Source organism: Pandoraea anhela, from assembly GCF_902459655.1.
Classification (GTDB): domain Bacteria; phylum Pseudomonadota; class Gammaproteobacteria; order Burkholderiales; family Burkholderiaceae; genus Pandoraea; species Pandoraea anhela.
Window position 1 is genome coordinate 186204 of sequence record NZ_CABPSB010000004.1, and the last position, 16968, is coordinate 203171.

14 protein-coding genes and 1 tRNA gene are annotated in these 16968 nt (G+C 63.2%); 1 reads left to right on the top strand and 14 read right to left on the bottom strand.

Annotated elements, in window-relative coordinates:
• Window positions 1-13: 13 nt before the first annotated feature.
• The 14 genes from nuoH to PAN31108_RS08215 all read right to left on the bottom strand — a co-directional run bounded on the left by nuoH (window position 14) and on the right by PAN31108_RS08215 (window position 13812).
• On the bottom strand, window positions 14-1078 hold the full coding sequence (gene nuoH / locus PAN31108_RS08150) for an NADH-quinone oxidoreductase subunit NuoH (RefSeq protein WP_044455301.1): 1065 nt from the start codon (window positions 1076-1078) through the stop codon (window positions 14-16).
• Window positions 1079-3391 carry an NADH-quinone oxidoreductase subunit NuoG gene (gene nuoG / locus PAN31108_RS08155; protein ID WP_150668373.1) on the bottom strand — a complete coding sequence of 771 codons (2313 nt, stop codon included), beginning with the start codon at window positions 3389-3391 and terminating at the stop codon, window positions 1079-1081. It lies immediately after the preceding gene.
• Window positions 3392-3420: 29 nt separating this feature from the next.
• Window positions 3421-4713, bottom strand: coding sequence for an NADH-quinone oxidoreductase subunit NuoF (gene nuoF, locus PAN31108_RS08160; protein ID WP_047907635.1), 1293 nt, complete (start codon window positions 4711-4713; stop codon window positions 3421-3423).
• On the bottom strand, window positions 4710-5210 hold the full coding sequence (gene nuoE, locus PAN31108_RS08165) for an NADH-quinone oxidoreductase subunit NuoE (RefSeq protein WP_150668374.1): 501 nt from the start codon (window positions 5208-5210) through the stop codon (window positions 4710-4712). Before nuoE ends, nuoF begins: the two co-directional genes overlap by 4 nt.
• Window positions 5211-5381: 171 nt before the next feature.
• Window positions 5382-6635, bottom strand: coding sequence for an NADH-quinone oxidoreductase subunit D (locus tag PAN31108_RS08170; RefSeq protein WP_044455297.1), 1254 nt, complete (start codon window positions 6633-6635; stop codon window positions 5382-5384).
• A 9-nt stretch (window positions 6636-6644) separates the two neighbouring features.
• Window positions 6645-7244 carry an NADH-quinone oxidoreductase subunit C gene (locus PAN31108_RS08175; RefSeq protein ID WP_150668375.1) on the bottom strand — a complete coding sequence of 200 codons (600 nt, stop codon included), beginning with the start codon at window positions 7242-7244 and terminating at the stop codon, window positions 6645-6647.
• A 12-nt stretch (window positions 7245-7256) separates the two neighbouring features.
• Complete coding sequence (locus PAN31108_RS08180; protein WP_010807413.1) at window positions 7257-7736, bottom strand: NuoB/complex I 20 kDa subunit family protein; 480 nt, start codon at window positions 7734-7736, stop codon at window positions 7257-7259.
• A gap of 48 nt (window positions 7737-7784) precedes the next feature.
• A complete protein-coding gene (locus tag PAN31108_RS08185) occupies window positions 7785-8144 on the bottom strand; it encodes an NADH-quinone oxidoreductase subunit A (RefSeq protein ID WP_039368621.1) in 360 nt (119 codons plus the stop codon).
• Between the two features lie 130 nt (window positions 8145-8274).
• Window positions 8275-8359 (bottom strand) — tRNA-Leu (locus PAN31108_RS08190).
• A gap of 142 nt (window positions 8360-8501) precedes the next feature.
• A complete protein-coding gene (gene secG / locus PAN31108_RS08195; RefSeq protein ID WP_150668376.1) occupies window positions 8502-8870 on the bottom strand; it encodes a preprotein translocase subunit SecG in 369 nt (122 codons plus the stop codon).
• 102 nt (window positions 8871-8972) lie between these two features.
• A complete protein-coding gene (tpiA, locus tag PAN31108_RS08200; RefSeq protein ID WP_150668511.1) occupies window positions 8973-9740 on the bottom strand; it encodes a triose-phosphate isomerase in 768 nt (255 codons plus the stop codon).
• A 181-nt stretch (window positions 9741-9921) separates the two neighbouring features.
• Window positions 9922-10926, bottom strand: a complete 1005-nt coding sequence (locus tag PAN31108_RS08205; RefSeq protein ID WP_150668377.1) for an NAD(P)H-quinone oxidoreductase — start codon at window positions 10924-10926, stop codon at window positions 9922-9924.
• 335 nt (window positions 10927-11261) lie between these two features.
• Window positions 11262-11690, bottom strand: a complete 429-nt coding sequence (locus tag PAN31108_RS08210; RefSeq protein WP_150668378.1) for a response regulator transcription factor — start codon at window positions 11688-11690, stop codon at window positions 11262-11264.
• Window positions 11691-11877: 187 nt separating this feature from the next.
• Complete coding sequence (locus PAN31108_RS08215) at window positions 11878-13812, bottom strand: sensor domain-containing diguanylate cyclase (protein ID WP_174994896.1); 1935 nt, start codon at window positions 13810-13812, stop codon at window positions 11878-11880.
• A gap of 453 nt (window positions 13813-14265) precedes the next feature.
• Between PAN31108_RS08215 and mutS the strand changes: the two genes are divergently transcribed.
• Window positions 14266-16965, top strand: coding sequence for a DNA mismatch repair protein MutS (gene mutS / locus PAN31108_RS08220; RefSeq protein WP_150668512.1), 2700 nt, complete (start codon window positions 14266-14268; stop codon window positions 16963-16965).
• Window positions 16966-16968: the final 3 nt, after the last annotated feature.

Sequence of the window (16968 nt, forward strand, 5' to 3'; positions counted from 1 at the left end):
TACTCCGTTCGCCTCAGCCCCAGATGTTCCAGGGCGACATGATCCAGCCCCCAACCACGATCACCCAGAGGATCGTCAACGGCAGGAACACCTTCCAGCCCAGACGCATGATCTGGTCGTAGCGGTAGCGCGGGAACGTCGCACGCACCCAGATGAATACCGACAGCAGCAGGAACACCTTGAACGCCAGCCAGAACACGCCCGGGATGAACGACAGGAAGCCGAACGGCGCACTCCAGCCACCCAGGAACAGCACCGACGCCAGCGCCGAGATGATGATCATGTTGATGTACTCGGCCAGGAAGAACAGGGCGAAGCCCATGCCCGAGTACTCGATCATGTGACCGGCCACGATTTCCGACTCGCCTTCCACCACGTCGAACGGGTGGCGGTTCGTCTCGGCAATGCCCGAGATGAAGTAGACGACGAACATCGGCAGCAGCGGAAGCCAGTTCCACGACAGCAGATTCAGGCCCATGCCCGCGAACATGCCGTGCTCTTGCGAGCGCACGATGTCCGACAGGTTGAGCGAGCCGGCCGTCATCAGCACGGTGACCAGTGCAAAGCCCATCGCGATTTCATACGAAATCATCTGCGCCGACGCGCGCATGGCGCCGAGGAACGCATACTTCGAGTTCGAGGCCCAACCGGCGAGAATCACCCCGTACACGCCGATCGACGAGATCGCGATGGCGTAGAGCAGACCGGCGTTCACATCGGCCAGCACGGCGCCCGGCTGGAACGGGATCACCGCCCAGATGGCGAAGGCCGGCAGCACGGCCATGACCGGCGCGATGGCGTAAATGCCTTTACTGACTTGCGACGGCGTGATCACTTCCTTGAGCAGAAGCTTCAACACGTCGGCGATCGGCTGGAGCAAACCAGCCGGACCGACGCGGTTCGGACCGAGACGCACGTGCATCCAGCCGATCAGCTTACGCTCCCACAGAATCAGATACGCCACGCACAGCAGCAGAATCACGGCGACGACGAGAATGCGGACCAGCGCCCACACCGTCGGCCAGGCAACGCCCAGCAACTGCGTGCCGTATTGATTGATGACTTCGTTCAGGCTCATTTACGCCTTCTCCACCGAAATTTCACCGAACATCGCGCCAAGCGCGGCGGACGCCGGCGTGGCCGCCGGCACGCGCACCACATTCGCGGGCAACGTTTCCGAGCGAACGGCTGGCAGCGTAACCACGGCGTCGCCCTGACGCACGCGGACGGCATCGCCCTTGGCCAGCCCCAGGCTGTCGAACAGCGCAGCCGGCAGCGTGGCACGCAGCGCAGCCTTGGCGTCGTTGGTCAGTTGCAGCGACGGCGCACGGCGCACGAGCGCGTCGGCGGCGTAGATCGGCACATCGGCCAAACGCTCCAGCCCCTGAGCGGGAGCCTTCGGCGCGGCAAGCGCGGCCTTGGCGCGGTTGTCGAGCGACGCTGCCGAGAAACCGGCCAGCGCCTCGTCGCGCACCTGTTCGGCAGTGTCCTGCTCGAAGCCTTGCAGCTTGAGCAGATTGCCCAGCACGCGCAGCACCTTCCAGCCCGGGCGGGTCTCGCCCAGCGCACGCACGACACCGTTGAAGTGTTGCGGCAGACCTTCGGCATTCACGAACGTGCCGGCCGTCTCCGTGAACGGTGCGATCGGCAGCAGCACGTCGGCGTATTCGAGGCCGTGCTTGAACGACGAAAGCGAGACAACCATCTTCGCAGCGCTCAGCGCGGTGAGCGCTTGCTTCGCATCGGCCGCATCGAACTCCGGCTCGGCGTTGAGCAGCAGGTAAGCCTGACGCGGTTGGGCGAACAGCGCTGCGGCGCCCTTCGCGTTCGTAGCCTTCACGGCGTAACCGCCGACTGTGTTGGCGCCTTCCGTCAGGAAGCCCAGCTTCGCGCCGGTGATGTCAGCGATCACTTGCGCGATCGCGTGCAGTTGAGCGAATTGCGGATGCTGCACCACGGCGTTACCCAGCAGAATCGCACGACGCTCACCGTTGATCAGCGAAGCGGCGATGGCCTTGGCCGTGTCGCTTGCGCTCACGCCGGCCAGTTCTGCCGGCGCGGCAACACCCTTGGCTGCCGCGGCGGCTACGGCGATACCGGCCAGTTCGCCCACCCAGGCACTCGGTGCCGCGATGATCTTGTTGGCGAGCTTCACCAGCAGATCGTCGTCCGCGCCGTGCAGCACGTTCAGTTGGCCACCGGCCTTCACTGCCGAGCGCAAACGCGAGGCGAACAGCGGATGATCCTTGCGCAGGAACGAACCAACGACCAGAGCGCTTTGCAGCGTATCGAGTTCGGCGATCGGCAGGCCGAGCCACGGCGCGCCCTGCGTGCCGCCCGACACGTCAGTCTGGCGCAGGCGGAAGTCGACGTTGTCGCTACCGAGCGCGCGCACGAACTTCTGCAGCAGGTGCAGTTCCTCGACGGTCGCGTGCGGCGAAGCCAGTGCAGCAACGGCGTCGGCGCCGAAGTCGCGGATGATGTCCGTCAGACCGTGACCGACATATTCGAGGGCCGTCTGCCAGTCGACTTCATGCCACTCGCCGCCTTGCTTGAGCATCGGCTTGGTGAGGCGCTCGTCGCTGTTCAAACCTTCGTACGAGAAACGATCCTTGTCGGAGATCCAGCACTCGTTGACCGCTTCGTTCTCAAGCGGCACGACACGCATGACCTTGTTGTTCTTCACTTGCACCACGAGGTTCGCACCCACGCCGTCGTGAGGACTCACCGACTTGCGGCGCGACAGTTCCCACGTCCGGGCGCTGTAGCGGAACGGCTTCGAGGTCAGTGCGCCGACCGGGCACAGGTCGATCATGTTGCCCGAGAGTTCGGAGTCGACCGTCTTGCCGACGAACGACGTGATTTCCGAGTGCTCGCCACGACCCAGCATGCCGAATTCCATGACGCCGGCCACTTCCTGACCGAAACGCACGCAACGGGTGCAGTGGATGCAGCGCGACATCTCTTCCATCGAGATGAGCGGGCCCACGTTCTTGTGGAACACCACGCGCTTCTCTTCCTGATAGCGCGATGCCGACTTGCCGTAACCGACGGCCAGATCCTGAAGTTGGCACTCACCGCCCTGATCGCAGATCGGGCAGTCGAGCGGGTGGTTGATCAGCAGGAACTCCATCACCGATTGCTGTGCCTTCACAGCCTTCTCGGAGTTCGTACGCACGATCATGCCGTTGGCCACCGGCGTAGCACATGCCGGCACTGCCTTCGGGGCCTTCTCGACCTCGACCAGGCACATGCGGCAGTTCGCAGCGATGGACAGCTTCTTGTGGTAACAGAAGTGGGGAATGTAGGTGCCGTTCTTCTTGGCAGCCTGGATCACCATGCTGCCTTCGGGCACCTCGACCTTTTGGCCGTCAATTTCGATTTCAACCATAGCGGTTCAATGCCAAGCGTCAAAAGGGATTAGTGAGCGCCGACCAAGCAATGCTTGTGCTCGACGTGGTAGGCGAACTCGTCCCAGAAGTGTTTGAGCATGCCGCGCACCGGCATCGCTGCGGCGTCGCCCAGCGCGCAAATGGTGCGGCCCATGATGTTCTCGGCCACCGAGTTGAGCAGATCCAGATCTTCCTTGCGGCCTTCACCGTGTTCGATACGGTTGACCACGCGCCACAGCCAGCCCGTCCCCTCACGGCACGGGGTGCACTGACCGCACGATTCTTCGTAGTAGAAGTACGACAGGCGCAGCAGCGACTTCACCATGCAGCGCGTCTCGTCCATGACGATCACCGCCCCCGAACCCAGCATCGAGCCAGCCTTGGCGATGCTGTCGTAGTCCATGGTGGTTTCCATCATCAGGCCAGCCGGCACGACAGGCGCCGACGAACCGCCAGGAATCACCGCCTTCAACTTCTTGCCGCCACGCATGCCGCCGGCCAGTTCGAGCAGTTCGGGGAACGACGTGCCCAGCGGCACTTCGTAGTTACCCGGCAGCTCGACGTCGCCCGACACGGAGAAAATCTTGGTGCCGCCGTTGTTCGGCTTGCCCAGTTCCAGATACTGCTGCGGGCCGGTGGCCAGCAGGAACGGCACTGCGGCAAACGTTTCGGTGTTGTTGATGGTCGTGGGCTTGCCGTACAGACCGAAGCTCGCCGGGAACGGCGGCTTGAAGCGCGGCTGGCCCTTCTTGCCTTCGAGCGATTCGAGCAACGCGGTCTCTTCGCCGCAGATATAAGCGCCGTAACCGTGGTGCGCATGCAGCTGGAACGAGAAATCCGTGCCGAGAATGTTGTCGCCCAGATACCCGGCGGCGCGCGCTTCTTCCAGGGCCTCTTCAAAGCGTTCGTACACTTCGTAGATTTCCCCGTGGATGTAGTTGTAACCGACGGTGATGCCCATGGCGTAACCGCCGATGGCCATCCCTTCGATCAGCGCGTGCGGGTTGTAGCGCAGAATGTCGCGATCCTTGAACGTGCCGGGCTCGCCTTCGTCCGAGTTACAGACGAGGTATTTTTGCCCCGGGAACGCACGCGGCATGAAGCTCCACTTCAGGCCGGTCGGGAAGCCTGCGCCGCCACGACCGCGCAGGCCCGACGCCTTGACGTCGGCAATGACCTGCTCCGGCGTGATGCCCTCTTTCAGAATACGCGCGAGCTGCTGGTATCCACCGCGCTTGACGTAATCTTCGAGGTGCCAGTTCTCGCCGTTCAGATCGGCAAGAATCAGCGGCTTGATGTGACGGTTGTGCAGCGACGTCATGCTTTCTCTCCTGCGGCGCCCTTGGCCTTGAGCTCGTCGATGAGCGCATCGACCTTGTCTTCGCTCATGAAGCCGCACATGCGATGGTTGTTCACCAACATGACGGGCGCGTCGCCACAAGCGCCCATGCACTCGCCTTCCTTGACCGTGAAGAGGCCGTCGGGCGTGATATCGCCATACTCGACGCCCAACTTTTCCTTCAGGTACTTGGCCATCTCTTCGCCACGCGTGAGCTGGCAAGGCAGGTTCGTGCACACGGTCAACTTGAACTTGCCCACCGGGCTCGTGTTGAACATGGTGTAAAAGGTTGCGACCTCTTGCACCGCGACCGCGGGCATTTCGAGGTAGTCCGCCACGAACTGCATCACTTCGGGCGACAACCAGCCTTTTTCGACCTGCGCTACGGCAAGCGCGTGCATCACCGCCGACTGCTTCTGCTCGGCAGGGTATTTGGCAACGGCACGGTCGATTTTCTTCAGGGCTTCGGGAGAAAGCATTTCCGATCCGACTGTTTTCTAAAACGTTATCCCCGCTCGTGCCAGCGCGGGCGCGCCGAAGTTTTCGACGGCCCACGCACGACTGGCACGGCTACTGGAACGGCAATGGCATCGACCTGCGAAACCCTGCCGAAATAAAACCTGCGGGCGCCTGAGGCGCCCGCTGCGCATTTAGCGATCGATCTCGCCGAACACGATGTCCTGGGTACCGATGATCGCCACAGCGTCTGCAATCATGTGACCCTTCGCCATCTCGTCGAGCGCGGAAAGGTGGGCGAAGCCCGGCGCGCGAATCTTCAGGCGGTACGGCTTGTTGGCACCGTCCGACACCAGATAGATGCCGAACTCGCCCTTCGGGTGCTCGACAGCGGCATAGGTCTCGCCGGCAGGCACGTGGAAGCCTTCGGTGAAGAGCTTGAAATGGTGAATCAGCTCTTCCATGTTCGACTTCATTTCGACACGCGACGGCGGCGCCACCTTGTGGTTATCCGTGATCACCGGACCCGGATTCGCACGCAGCCACTTCACACACTGGCGGATCAGGCTGGCCGACTGGCGCATTTCTTCCACGCGCACCAGATAACGGTCGTAGCAATCGCCTTCCTTACCCACCGGAATTTCGAAATCGAGGCGGTCGTACACTTCGTACGGCTGCTTCTTGCGCAGGTCCCAGGCAATGCCCGAGCCGCGCAGCATCGCGCCGGAGAAGCCGAGTTGCATCGCACGTTCGGGCGACACCACACCGATACCCACCAGACGCTGCTTCCAGATACGGTTGTCGGTGAGCAGCGTTTCGTACTCGTCGACACACTTCGGGAAGCGAATCGCGAAATCTTCGATGAAGTCGAGCAGCGAACCCTCGCGGGCTTCGTTCATCTTCTTGATTGCGCGCTCGTTATGAATCTTCGACGCACGATATTTCGGCATCGTGTCCGGCAGATCGCGATACACGCCACCCGGACGGTAGTAAGCCGCGTGCATACGGGCGCCCGAGACGGCTTCGTACACGTCGAACAGGTCCTCGCGCTCACGGAAGGCGTACAGGAACACCGCCATCGCGCCCACGTCGAGCGCGTGCGAGCCGATCCACATCAGGTGGTTCAGCACGCGCGTGATCTCGTCGAACATCACACGGATGTATTGTGCGCGAATCGGCACGTCGACGCCGAGCAGCTTTTCGATCGCCATGACGTATGCGTGCTCGTTGCACATCATCGACACATAATCGAGACGATCCATGTACGGCACGGACTGGAGGAACGTCTTCGATTCGGCGAGTTTTTCGGTCGCGCGGTGCAACAGGCCGATGTGCGGATCGGCACGCTGGATCACTTCGCCATCCAGCTCGAGCACCAGGCGCAGCACGCCGTGCGCTGCCGGGTGCTGCGGACCGAAGTTCAGGGTGTAGTTCTTGATGTCTGCCACAAGGCCACCTTAATGTTTCAGACCGGCGTAATGCGCTTCGCGGATGATGCGCGGCGTGATTTCGCGCGGCTCGATCGTCACCGGCTGATAGATCACTCGCTTCTGCTCCGGGTCGTAACGCATCTCGACATAACCCGATGTCGGGAAGTCCTTGCGGAACGGATGACCGATGAAGCCGTAGTCCGTGAGAATGCGGCGCAGGTCCGGATGACCTTCGAACACGATACCGACCAGATCGAACGCTTCGCGCTCGAACCAGTTGGCCGAACTCCACAGGTCGATCAGGGAGGTCACGACCGGCAGATCGTCTTCCGGTGCGAACACGCGCACACGCAGACGCCAGTTGTGGGTGAGCGAGAGCAGATGCGAGACGGCGGCATAACGCGGACCGTCATAAGCGCCATCGCCGTAAGCCGAATAGTCCAGACCGGCAACGTCCATCAGTTGCTCGAACTTCAGCTCGGGATGATCGCGCAAGGTGCGCGCCACTTCGAGATAGTCGCTCGCCTTGACGGTAAGCGTGAGCTCGTCGAGGGCTTCCACCAACTGCTCGGCGCGGGCGCCGAGCACGTTTTGCAGGGTGGTCTTGAGTTGTTCTAGTTTAGACATGGGCGGGAGCGGTTATTTACGCGCGATCGTCGCAGTCCGCTTGATCTTCGACTGCAACTGGATGATGCCGTAGACCAGCGCCTCGGCCGTCGGCGGACAGCCCGGCACATAGACGTCGACCGGCACGATGCGATCGCAACCGCGCACCACCGAGTAGGAATAGTGATAGTAGCCGCCGCCATTGGCGCACGACCCCATCGAGATCACCCAGCGCGGCTCGGCCATCTGGTCGTACACCTTGCGCAGCGCAGGCGCCATCTTGTTGCACAGCGTGCCGGCCACGATCATCACGTCCGACTGGCGCGGGCTGGGGCGGAACACCACGCCAAACCGGTCCAGATCGTAACGCGCCGCACCGGCGTGCATCATTTCGACGGCACAGCACGCGAGGCCGAACGTCATCGGCCACAGCGAACCCGTGCGCGTCCAGTTGATGAGTTTGTCAGCCGTAGTGGTGACGAACCCTTCGCGCAAAACCCCTTCGATGCTCATATGCTTACCCTGAATCCTTCTGCAATGCTGCCAATTACGTTGACGGCCTTATTCCCAGTCGAGCGCACCGCGCTTCCACAGGAAAACGAAACCGACGAGCAGCTCAAGCAGGAAACCCATCATGGAGATAAAGCCCACCCAGCCGATGTCACGCAGGGCAACGCCCCACGGAAACAAGAATGCCGTTTCGAGATCGAACAGGATGAAAAGGATGGCGACGAGATAGTAGCGCACATCAAACTTCATGCGCGCATCTTCGAATGCCTCGAAGCCGCACTCGTACGGAGAGAGTTTTTCGCTGTCGGGATTGTTGGGGCCGAGGAATTTACCGACGCCAATCAGGACCGCCCCAAGACCGCCACCTACCAAAAGAAACAGCAGGACGGGATAATAGGTTCCGAGGTTCAACTCTACCCTCTTTCGGTTAGTTCAAAGAACCGCTCTCGTCGATGGTGTGGGGACCGGAAAGCGGATGAACGGTGAGCACAAAATAAAATGCCAGCCAAAGCATAAACGCAAGGCTGGCATCGTAGAACTGTGGTGCCGACGGCGAGACTCGAACTCGCACAGCTTTCGCCACTACCCCCTCAAGATAGCGTGTCTACCAATTTCACCACGTCGGCATTCATAGTCTGCAATCCGCTGTCACTTACGAATCGCTTCAAGACCGCTATAGTAGCGCCCTTCGGCATTTTGTTCAATGCACAAATCGATTTTTTTTCAACTTTCTTTACAACGTATTACTTGTCACAAACGCGTCGCGAATCACTTCGGCACGTCTTGCTGATTCGCCACCGAGGCCGGCGCCGGCGCACTTGCAGCAGCAGGTGCGGACGCCGCGACCGGCGCTGTCGCCGCAGGCAAATTACCAAGGACACCGATGTTTGCCGCCGGCTTGTACGAGCCCAGATAAGTGAGGCCCAGCGTGGTCACGAAGAACACGGCAGCCAATACAGCCGTGGTGCGCGACAGGAAGTTGGCCGACCCCGACGCACCAAAAAGACTGCCCGACGAACCGCTGCCGAATGCCGCGCCCATGTCGGCGCCCTTACCATGCTGCAACAACACCAGACCGATGATGCCCAGCGCGGAAAGCACCTGCACCACGATCAACAACGTTTTCAACAACCCCATCTGATCACCCGTAGAGAAGAATCCAATTCGTCCGGAGCACGGCAAAAATTGATGCGCCGCGTCATGACTTATTTCACGCCGTTACAAAGAACGGCATTGACGTCAGCGCGGCAGGCCCGCCTCGCAAATCGCCAGAAAATCGACCGCCTTCAATGCCGCACCGCCGATCAGACCACCATCGACGTCAGCCATCGAGAACAATTCCACCGCGTTGTCCGGCTTCACGCTGCCGCCGTACAACACCGCCACATCCGATACCGCCTCACCTTTCGCGCGCAGCAGCGAACGCAGATGCGCGTGCACTTCCTGCGCTTGCGCCGACGTCGCCGTCTTGCCCGTGCCGATCGCCCAGACCGGCTCGTAAGCCACGACGATCTGCGCGGCCTGCTCGACCGTCAGCGCAGCCAGCACGGTTTCGAGCTGACGCGACACCACCGCCATCGTTTCACCCGCCTCGCGCTCGGCCAGCGTCTCGCCGATGCACACGATCGGCGTCATACCGGCATCGAGAACACGCAACGTCTTCGCCGCAACGCTCGCATCGGTCTCGCCGTGATAAGCACGACGCTCCGAGTGACCCACGATCACGAACCGCGCGCCGAACTCGGCGATCATCGGCGCAGCGACTTCGCCCGTGAAGGCGCCGCTCACCTGGGCCGACACATCCTGCGCACCGAAGCTCAGCACCTGCCCCGAGAGACGGGTCTGACATTGCGCGAGATAAGGGAACGGCACACAAACGGCGGCGGTCACGCCCGGTGCGCTCAGCACAGGCGACGCCAGCAGGTCGCCCAGCAGCGCCTCGTTGCCGGCCAGACTGCCGTGCAGTTTCCAATTGCCCACGACGAGCTTGCCAGCCTTGCGGCTGATGGTGCGAGCCGAAGCTGCGGTACCAGTTGTCACGCCTTATCCCCCAATGCGTATGGACGAAAAACCTCTCATTCTAGTGCGTCCGGGGCATGGGGGTCAATTTCGCTGGCTTTGCATCGAGCGAAACCGCACAAATCGGGGCGATGATGCGGTTTCACCCGACGAACCGGGCCAAACGTGCTTACCAGAACAGCACGATCTTGCCGACGTGCGCGCTCGTTTCCATGAGCGCGTGGGCTTTGTCTGCCTGTTCCGCAGGAAACGTCTGATAAATCACCGGATGAATCTTGCCTGCGGAGAACAACGGCCAGACCTTGTCGTGCAGTTGCTTGGCGATCGCCGCCTTGAACGCGACCGAGCGCGGACGCAGCGTCGAGCCCGTCACCGTCAGACGACGACGCAGCAGCGCCCCCATATCCAGCGTCGCCTTGCTACCGCCGAGCAGGGCGATGATCGCAATACGTCCGTCGAACGCCAGCGCCTGCACTTCGCGCGGCAGATAATCGCCGCCCACCATGTCGAGCACGACGTCGACGCCGCGATCCTGGGTGAGTTCCTTCGTCACGGCGACGAAATCCTCGGTCTTGTAGTTGATGCCGCGCTCCGCGCCAAGCGCCTCGCAGGCGCGCGCCTTATCGTCGGAGCCCGCCGTGGCGAACACCCGGTGGCCGAGCGCCACGGCCAGTTGGATCGCGCTCACGCCGATACCGCTCGTGCCGCCCTGCACCAGCAACGTCTCTTTCTCTCCGGCTTCGGTTTCGCCAAGACGCGCACGATCGAATACGTTGCTCCATACGGTGAAGAACGTCTCGGGCAACGACGCCGCCTCGACATCCGATAGCCCCTGCGGCACCGGCAGCACCTGCGCGAGCGGGGCCGCGCAATATTCGGCGTAGCCACCGCCCTGCACCAGCGCGCACACCCGTGAGCCGACCTTCAGGCCCCAAGGGTTGTCCGCGCCGTCGAGCGCACCGTCGACGATCTCGCCGGCCACTTCGAGACCCGGCAGATCCGACGCCCCCGGCGGCACCGGATACTGCCCGATGCGCTGAAGTACGTCCGGACGGTTCACGCCCGCAGCCTTCACCTTGATGAGCACTTCGCCCGGCTTGAGTTCGGGACGCGGCCGCTCGGTGAGCTTGAGCACTTCGGGTCCGCCGTACTGGGTGATCTCGATCGCCTTCATCGTGTCTGTCCTCGTTTCTCGGGGCGGCGCAGCGGCGCCCCTCATGATCGGGAGGGAATGGCCGCGCAGGCACGCACCATCCGCAAAAATTATGTCGAGCCGGTACCTTATCACCGACGGCGTGATCGCGCCGGCTGTCCATGCGAGTCGGGTCCGTCGGCGAGAACATTCGGAATTTTCGGGACACGCGATCGCAATCGCCATCGAGGTGACGGGATGCGTGGTGTGCACCGGCATGGGCCGGCATGGACGGGCGCGCCGCAACGATCCCGAAGACCGTTCGCGACGCGCCGGGTTGACCAGCAATGCGCGGACCTGGCTTGCACCGGCGCCCCCTAGGTGACGCCCTCGCCCCCTTCGTCGATCAGCCCGTGCCGCACGGCGTAGCCGATCAGTTGCGCGCTGTCGTCGAGCGCAAGCTTATGCAGGATGTGCGCGACGTGAGACTCGACCGTGCGACCGCTCAGGTGCAGCGCATGGGCGACCTCGTTGACGGCCAGACCGTCGACCAGCATATGAAAGACTTCGTTTTCTCGCACCGACAGACTGCGATGTCTCGCATCGTCGTCATGTCCGTCGGCTTTCGACCGGGTGAGCGGCCCCCGATGCGATGCCCGCGGCAAATCACGGCGCGCCCCGTCGCGCCACCCCGCGTCGGAAGCCGCCCGCGTGACTGCACGGCCTCGTCCGCCTTCCAGTTTCATGCCCACCTCCGCTTGAGAAGACTTCCCCACACCCGAACCGTCGGCGATATCGGAAAGCATGTACGTCGCCAACGGCGGGCGTTGCTCATTGTGCGGCAGACAATGGATGTTCGTAACTTCAGGGAAGATGATCGCCGCGGCACTTTCGATTGCCTGCGACTAACGCCCGACCGGGGACGTGCACGCCGCAGCCCTGGAAAAAGCGAGCGCGCCGCCAACGTCTCTCGACACCCCGGTGAGCGCCCGCTTACTGAAGACGCCCCGCGGTACCGAAAGCGGTTTCCTGGCTGAGAACGAAACGTCCGCGCCCGCCATGCTTGGCGTCGTACAGGGCACGGTCGGCGGCTTCGAACAGCATGTCGGGCGTTCGGTCTTCACCACTCGCGACGACCGCCACCCCCACACATGCGCCGACCGAGACTTCGCCGACCGACAGCATCATCGGCCGGGAGGCCGCGTCGAGGAGCGCCATGGCGGCCCGTTCGATATCGAGCGGGTCCTGGACATCGCGCATGATGACGGCGAATTCGTCGCCACCGAAGCGGGCGATCACATCGGCCTCCCGCACACTGGCGACCATGCGTTTGGCCAGACGCCGCAACAACTCGTCGCCGAGCGAATGGCCCCACGTATCGTTGACGACCTTGAAGCGATCCAGATCGACGAACAGCAACGCCTGCGCCCCCGCCCCTTCGCGCGCGCGCCGCACCGCCGCCGTCAACGCCTGATCGAAGCCCTTGCGGTTGAGCAGCCCGGTGAGGTGATCCGTATGCGACTCGCGTCGCCAGCGTCGCTCGTTCGAACGCTCGACGCTGATGTCGCGAACGAACACGTGAACCCCCGCGAGCACGTTATGCGTCGCCCACTCGGGTTGGTAGCTCACTTCGAAGCAACGGTACGACGCGTCCTCGCCGAAATCCCACACGAACGTTGCCGCCTCACCCGCGAGGGCACGCGCCAGATACGGCGCAAATTCGCGGTAGAGCGACGGTCCGAGCAACTCACGCGCCGTGGCGCCGATAATGCGCTCGCGCGGACGCCGCAGCCGCACCTCGCAGGCCCGATTCACGAATGCGAACCGCTCGTCGCCATCGAGAAACGCCACCAGATACGGCACCCGGTCCGCCACTTCCTGCATGCGCCGCACGCTCGCCCGCGCCGCTTCGCGCGACATCTCCAGCGCCTCGGTCCGGTCGCCCAACTGTTGCATCAGGCTGCGAAACGTGTTCGCCAACGCGCCGATCTCGTCCGCACGCTGCACCGGCAGCGACTGCACGGCGCGCATATCGCCGGCACTGCGCTCCACGAGAACGCGCAACGTATCGAGCGGACGCAACAGACGACGCGCGACCCACCACATGACGAGCGCCGCAATGCCGATGGCCGCGATGGCCAGCAGGAACACCTGACGCCGCACGCGCGAGATCGGACTGAACGCCTCGGCGCCCGGCAATACCGCCACCACGAACCACCCCGTCGTCGCCATCGGCGCACGTGCGATCAGCGGAAGCATATGCACGAGGTTATTCGCACCGACATCGCGCACGCCGCACAGTGTCTGCGACGGCCCGACGGCAGTGAGAATCTTCGTGACATCGGACTGAATCACATAACGCGGAGGCGTCTCGTTGGAAATGAGGCAATAGCGCCCCGTCTCACCGACACGGTTGCTCGCCAGATCGACGATGAAGTTTTGCCGCAGCAAGTTGATCGCACCGCCGACCACCGCGATGACCTTGCCTTGCGGGTCCGTCACGGGCACGGCGAGCACCACGCCCGGCGAGCGCGTGATCTTGCCGGCGATCACACTGGATGCGGCCTGCGGCGCGCCCGCCAGCAACTGCCGGAAATAGTCGCGATCGGCAATGTTGATGGGCATATCGGGGAACGTCGAGTCGTAGAGCATACGACCGTCGGACGCCGCCACGAATACGGTATTGAAGGTCTCGGGCATCGACACCGAGAGATTGACGAACCGCTCGAACTGCGCGCTGGTCATGACGTTGGGATCGCCGATGTTGCGCGCCACGCGATGGAGAACGAGAAATTTGGAGCGCAACTTGTCGTCGAGCTGATCGGCGGCGAGTTTCACGTGCGTATCGAGTTGCGCCTGCATTGCGCTACGCAACTCGCCATAGACGAAAAACTCGATCCCGAGGGCCAAGCCGACGATCAATATCATCGAGACGAGTGCTGTCGCCGCTGCGACCCGTCCCTTCAACGACTTCACCATACTGGCCCGAACGAAAGTAGCTTTTGTCTTGCTTTTGCTTGTTTTTGCGAGAGCTTACCACCCAAAACGACACATTTCCGGGAAACTTGAGAAAAATTCCCTGCGTCGTGCGACACCCTCACCGACATCGATGAGTGACATTGACAGGGATGGGATACCGGTGGATATCGAACCCGTCGTAAAATTGCGCATCCAACGCGCCACGAGGGTGCGAACCGGCCGATCGTCGCAGCGCCAGCCGCCAGCGCATGGCGACCCGCTGCAAGATGCGCCCGACAGGCGCCTTGCCGGCATACCTCGTGGCCCGACTCGCCCGACCCGACTTCATTCATGACGAGCACTCAAGCGACACCCGCCCCCGCAGCACCGGCAGCCACCGCGTCGAATCCAGGGAATCCCGGCATGCCCCCTCATGGCGCGACACCCGCCATGACGCCGATGATGCAGCAGTACACCCGCATCAAGGCCGAGCATCCGAACATGCTCGTGTTCTACCGCATGGGCGATTTTTACGAGCTGTTTCATGACGACGCCGCCAAGGCCGCGCGTCTGCTCGATCTCACGCTGACCGCACGCGGCCAGTCCGGCGGTCAGCCGATCCGCATGGCAGGTGTGCCGCATCACGCCGTGGAGCAGTATCTAGGCAAGCTGGTCAAGCTCGGCGAGTCCGTCGCCATCTGCGAGCAGATCGGCGACCCCGCCACCTCGAAGGGGCCGGTCGAACGCAAGGTCGTGCGCATCGTGACGCCCGGCACGCTGACCGACGCCGCGCTGCTCAGCGACAAACTCGACCAGTACCTTCTCGCCGTCCAGATGCCGCCGGCCCGCCGCGCCAGCGAGCGCGTCGCGGGTCTGGCGTGGCTCTCGCTGGCGAGCGGCGAACTGCGTCTGATGGAAGTGGCAGCCGATAAATTGCCGCGCGAACTCGAACGCATTCGGCCCGCCGAGACGCTCGTGCCCGACAGCGTTGCCGAAGCTTTCGCCGGCCTCTCGCTCGGCACCACCACACGCGTGCCCGACTGGCACTTCGATATGTCCGCCGGCACGCAACGCCTGCGCGATCAACTCGGCGTGGCCAGCCTGACGGCGTTCGGTTGCGACGGCCTGGATCCGGCGCTGGGTGCGGCCGGCGCGCTCTTGCAGTACGCAGCCGCTACGCAAGGCCAGTCGCTGCGACATGTGCAAAGTCTGAACGTGGAGCGGGAAGCGGCCTATATTGGCCTCGACGCCGCGACCCGCCGTAATCTGGAACTCACCGAGACGCTGCGCGGCACCGAATCGCCCACGCTGCTCTCGCTGCTCGACACGTGTGGCACGACCATGGGCAGCCGTCTGATGCGACATTGGCTGCACCATCCGATGCGCGATCAGGAAGTGCCGCAATCACGCCAACTGGCGATCGCGACGTTGCTCGAAGGCCCCGGCGCGTGGCGCGCGCTGAACACCGAACTGCGTCACGTTGCGGACGTCGAGCGCATTACCGCGCGCCTGGCGCTGCTCACGGCACGGCCGCGCGACCTGTCGAGCCTGCGCGACGCCCTGCGCCGCCTGCCCGAACTGCACACCACGCTGCGCGCCGTCGAAGCCCGCTCACCGCTGCTGGCGATGCTGCACGAAGACCTGGCTATCCCGGACGACGCGCTCGCGCTGCTCACGAGCGCCGTCGCGGAAGAACCGGCGGCGATGGTGCGCGACGGCGGCGTGATTGCGCGCGGCCACGATGCCGAACTCGACGAGTTGCGCGACATCTCCGAGAACTGCGGTCAGTTCCTCGTCGATCTGGAAACGCGCGAACGCGCGCGCACCGGCATCAACAATCTGCGGGTCGAATTCAACAAGGTGCATGGCTTCTATATCGAGGTCACGCGCGGTCAGACGGACAAGGTGCCGGACGACTATCGCCGCCGCCAGACGTTGAAGAACGCCGAGCGCTACATCACCCCGGAACTGAAGACGTTCGAAGACAAGGCGTTGTCCGCGCAGGAGCGCTCGCTCGCCCGTGAAAAGATGCTGTACGACGCGCTGCTGCAAGCGCTGCTGCCGCACATTACCGAGTTCAAGCGAATCGCACAGGCGCTCGCCCAGCTCGACGTGCTTGCGTCGCTGGCCGAGCGCGCCGAAACGCTGGGCTGGGTGAAGCCCGAGCTGGTACAGGACCGCGTCGTCGACATTCGTCAGGGACGCCATCCGGTCGTCGAACAGCAGGTAGAGCGCTTCATCGCCAACGATTGCTCGCTGGGGGACCCGCGCCGCCTGTTGCTCATCACCGGCCCGAACATGGGCGGTAAGTCGACGTTCATGCGTCAGACGGCGCTCATCGCCCTGCTCGCTTATGTGGGCTGCTACGTGCCCGCCGAGTCGGTACGCATCGGACCGCTCGACGCGATCTTCACGCGCATCGGCGCGTCGGACGACCTCGCCGGCGGACGCTCGACCTTTATGGTGGAGATGACCGAGTCGGCGGCGATTCTGCACACGGCCACCGATCAGAGCCTCGTACTGATGGACGAAATCGGGCGCGGCACTTCGACCTTCGACGGCCTCGCGCTGGCATGGGCCATCGCGCGCCACCTGCTTGGCCACAACCGTTGCTACACGTTGTTCGCCACGCACTACTTCGAACTCACGCAGTTGCCCGACGAGTTCCCGCAATGCGCGAACGTTCACCTGTCGGCAGTCGAGCACGGCGAAGGCATCGTGTTTCTGCACGCCGTGCAGGACGGCCCCGCCAGCCAGAGTTACGGCTTGCAGGTCGCCCAACTCGCCGGCGTGCCGATGCCGGTCATTCGCGCCGCACGCAAACATCTCGCGCTGCTCGAACAACAGGCGCTCGATCCGGCGGCCCCACAGCTCGATCTGTTCGCACCGCGCGCCGCCGTGGACACGTTCGAGGACGAGCGCGACGATTCGGACAATGCCGCAGCGTCGCATGCGAATAGCGGTGGCGGAGACGCGCAAAAAGCGGTCGGCGCCTACGACCCGGCGGCCGAAGCGACGCTTGCTCGCCTCGCGCAAATCGATCCGGACGACTTGCGTCCCCGCGAAGCGCTCGACCTCCTCTACGAACTGCGAAGCCTGATGAGCGGCCGCAGCCACGACTGACGT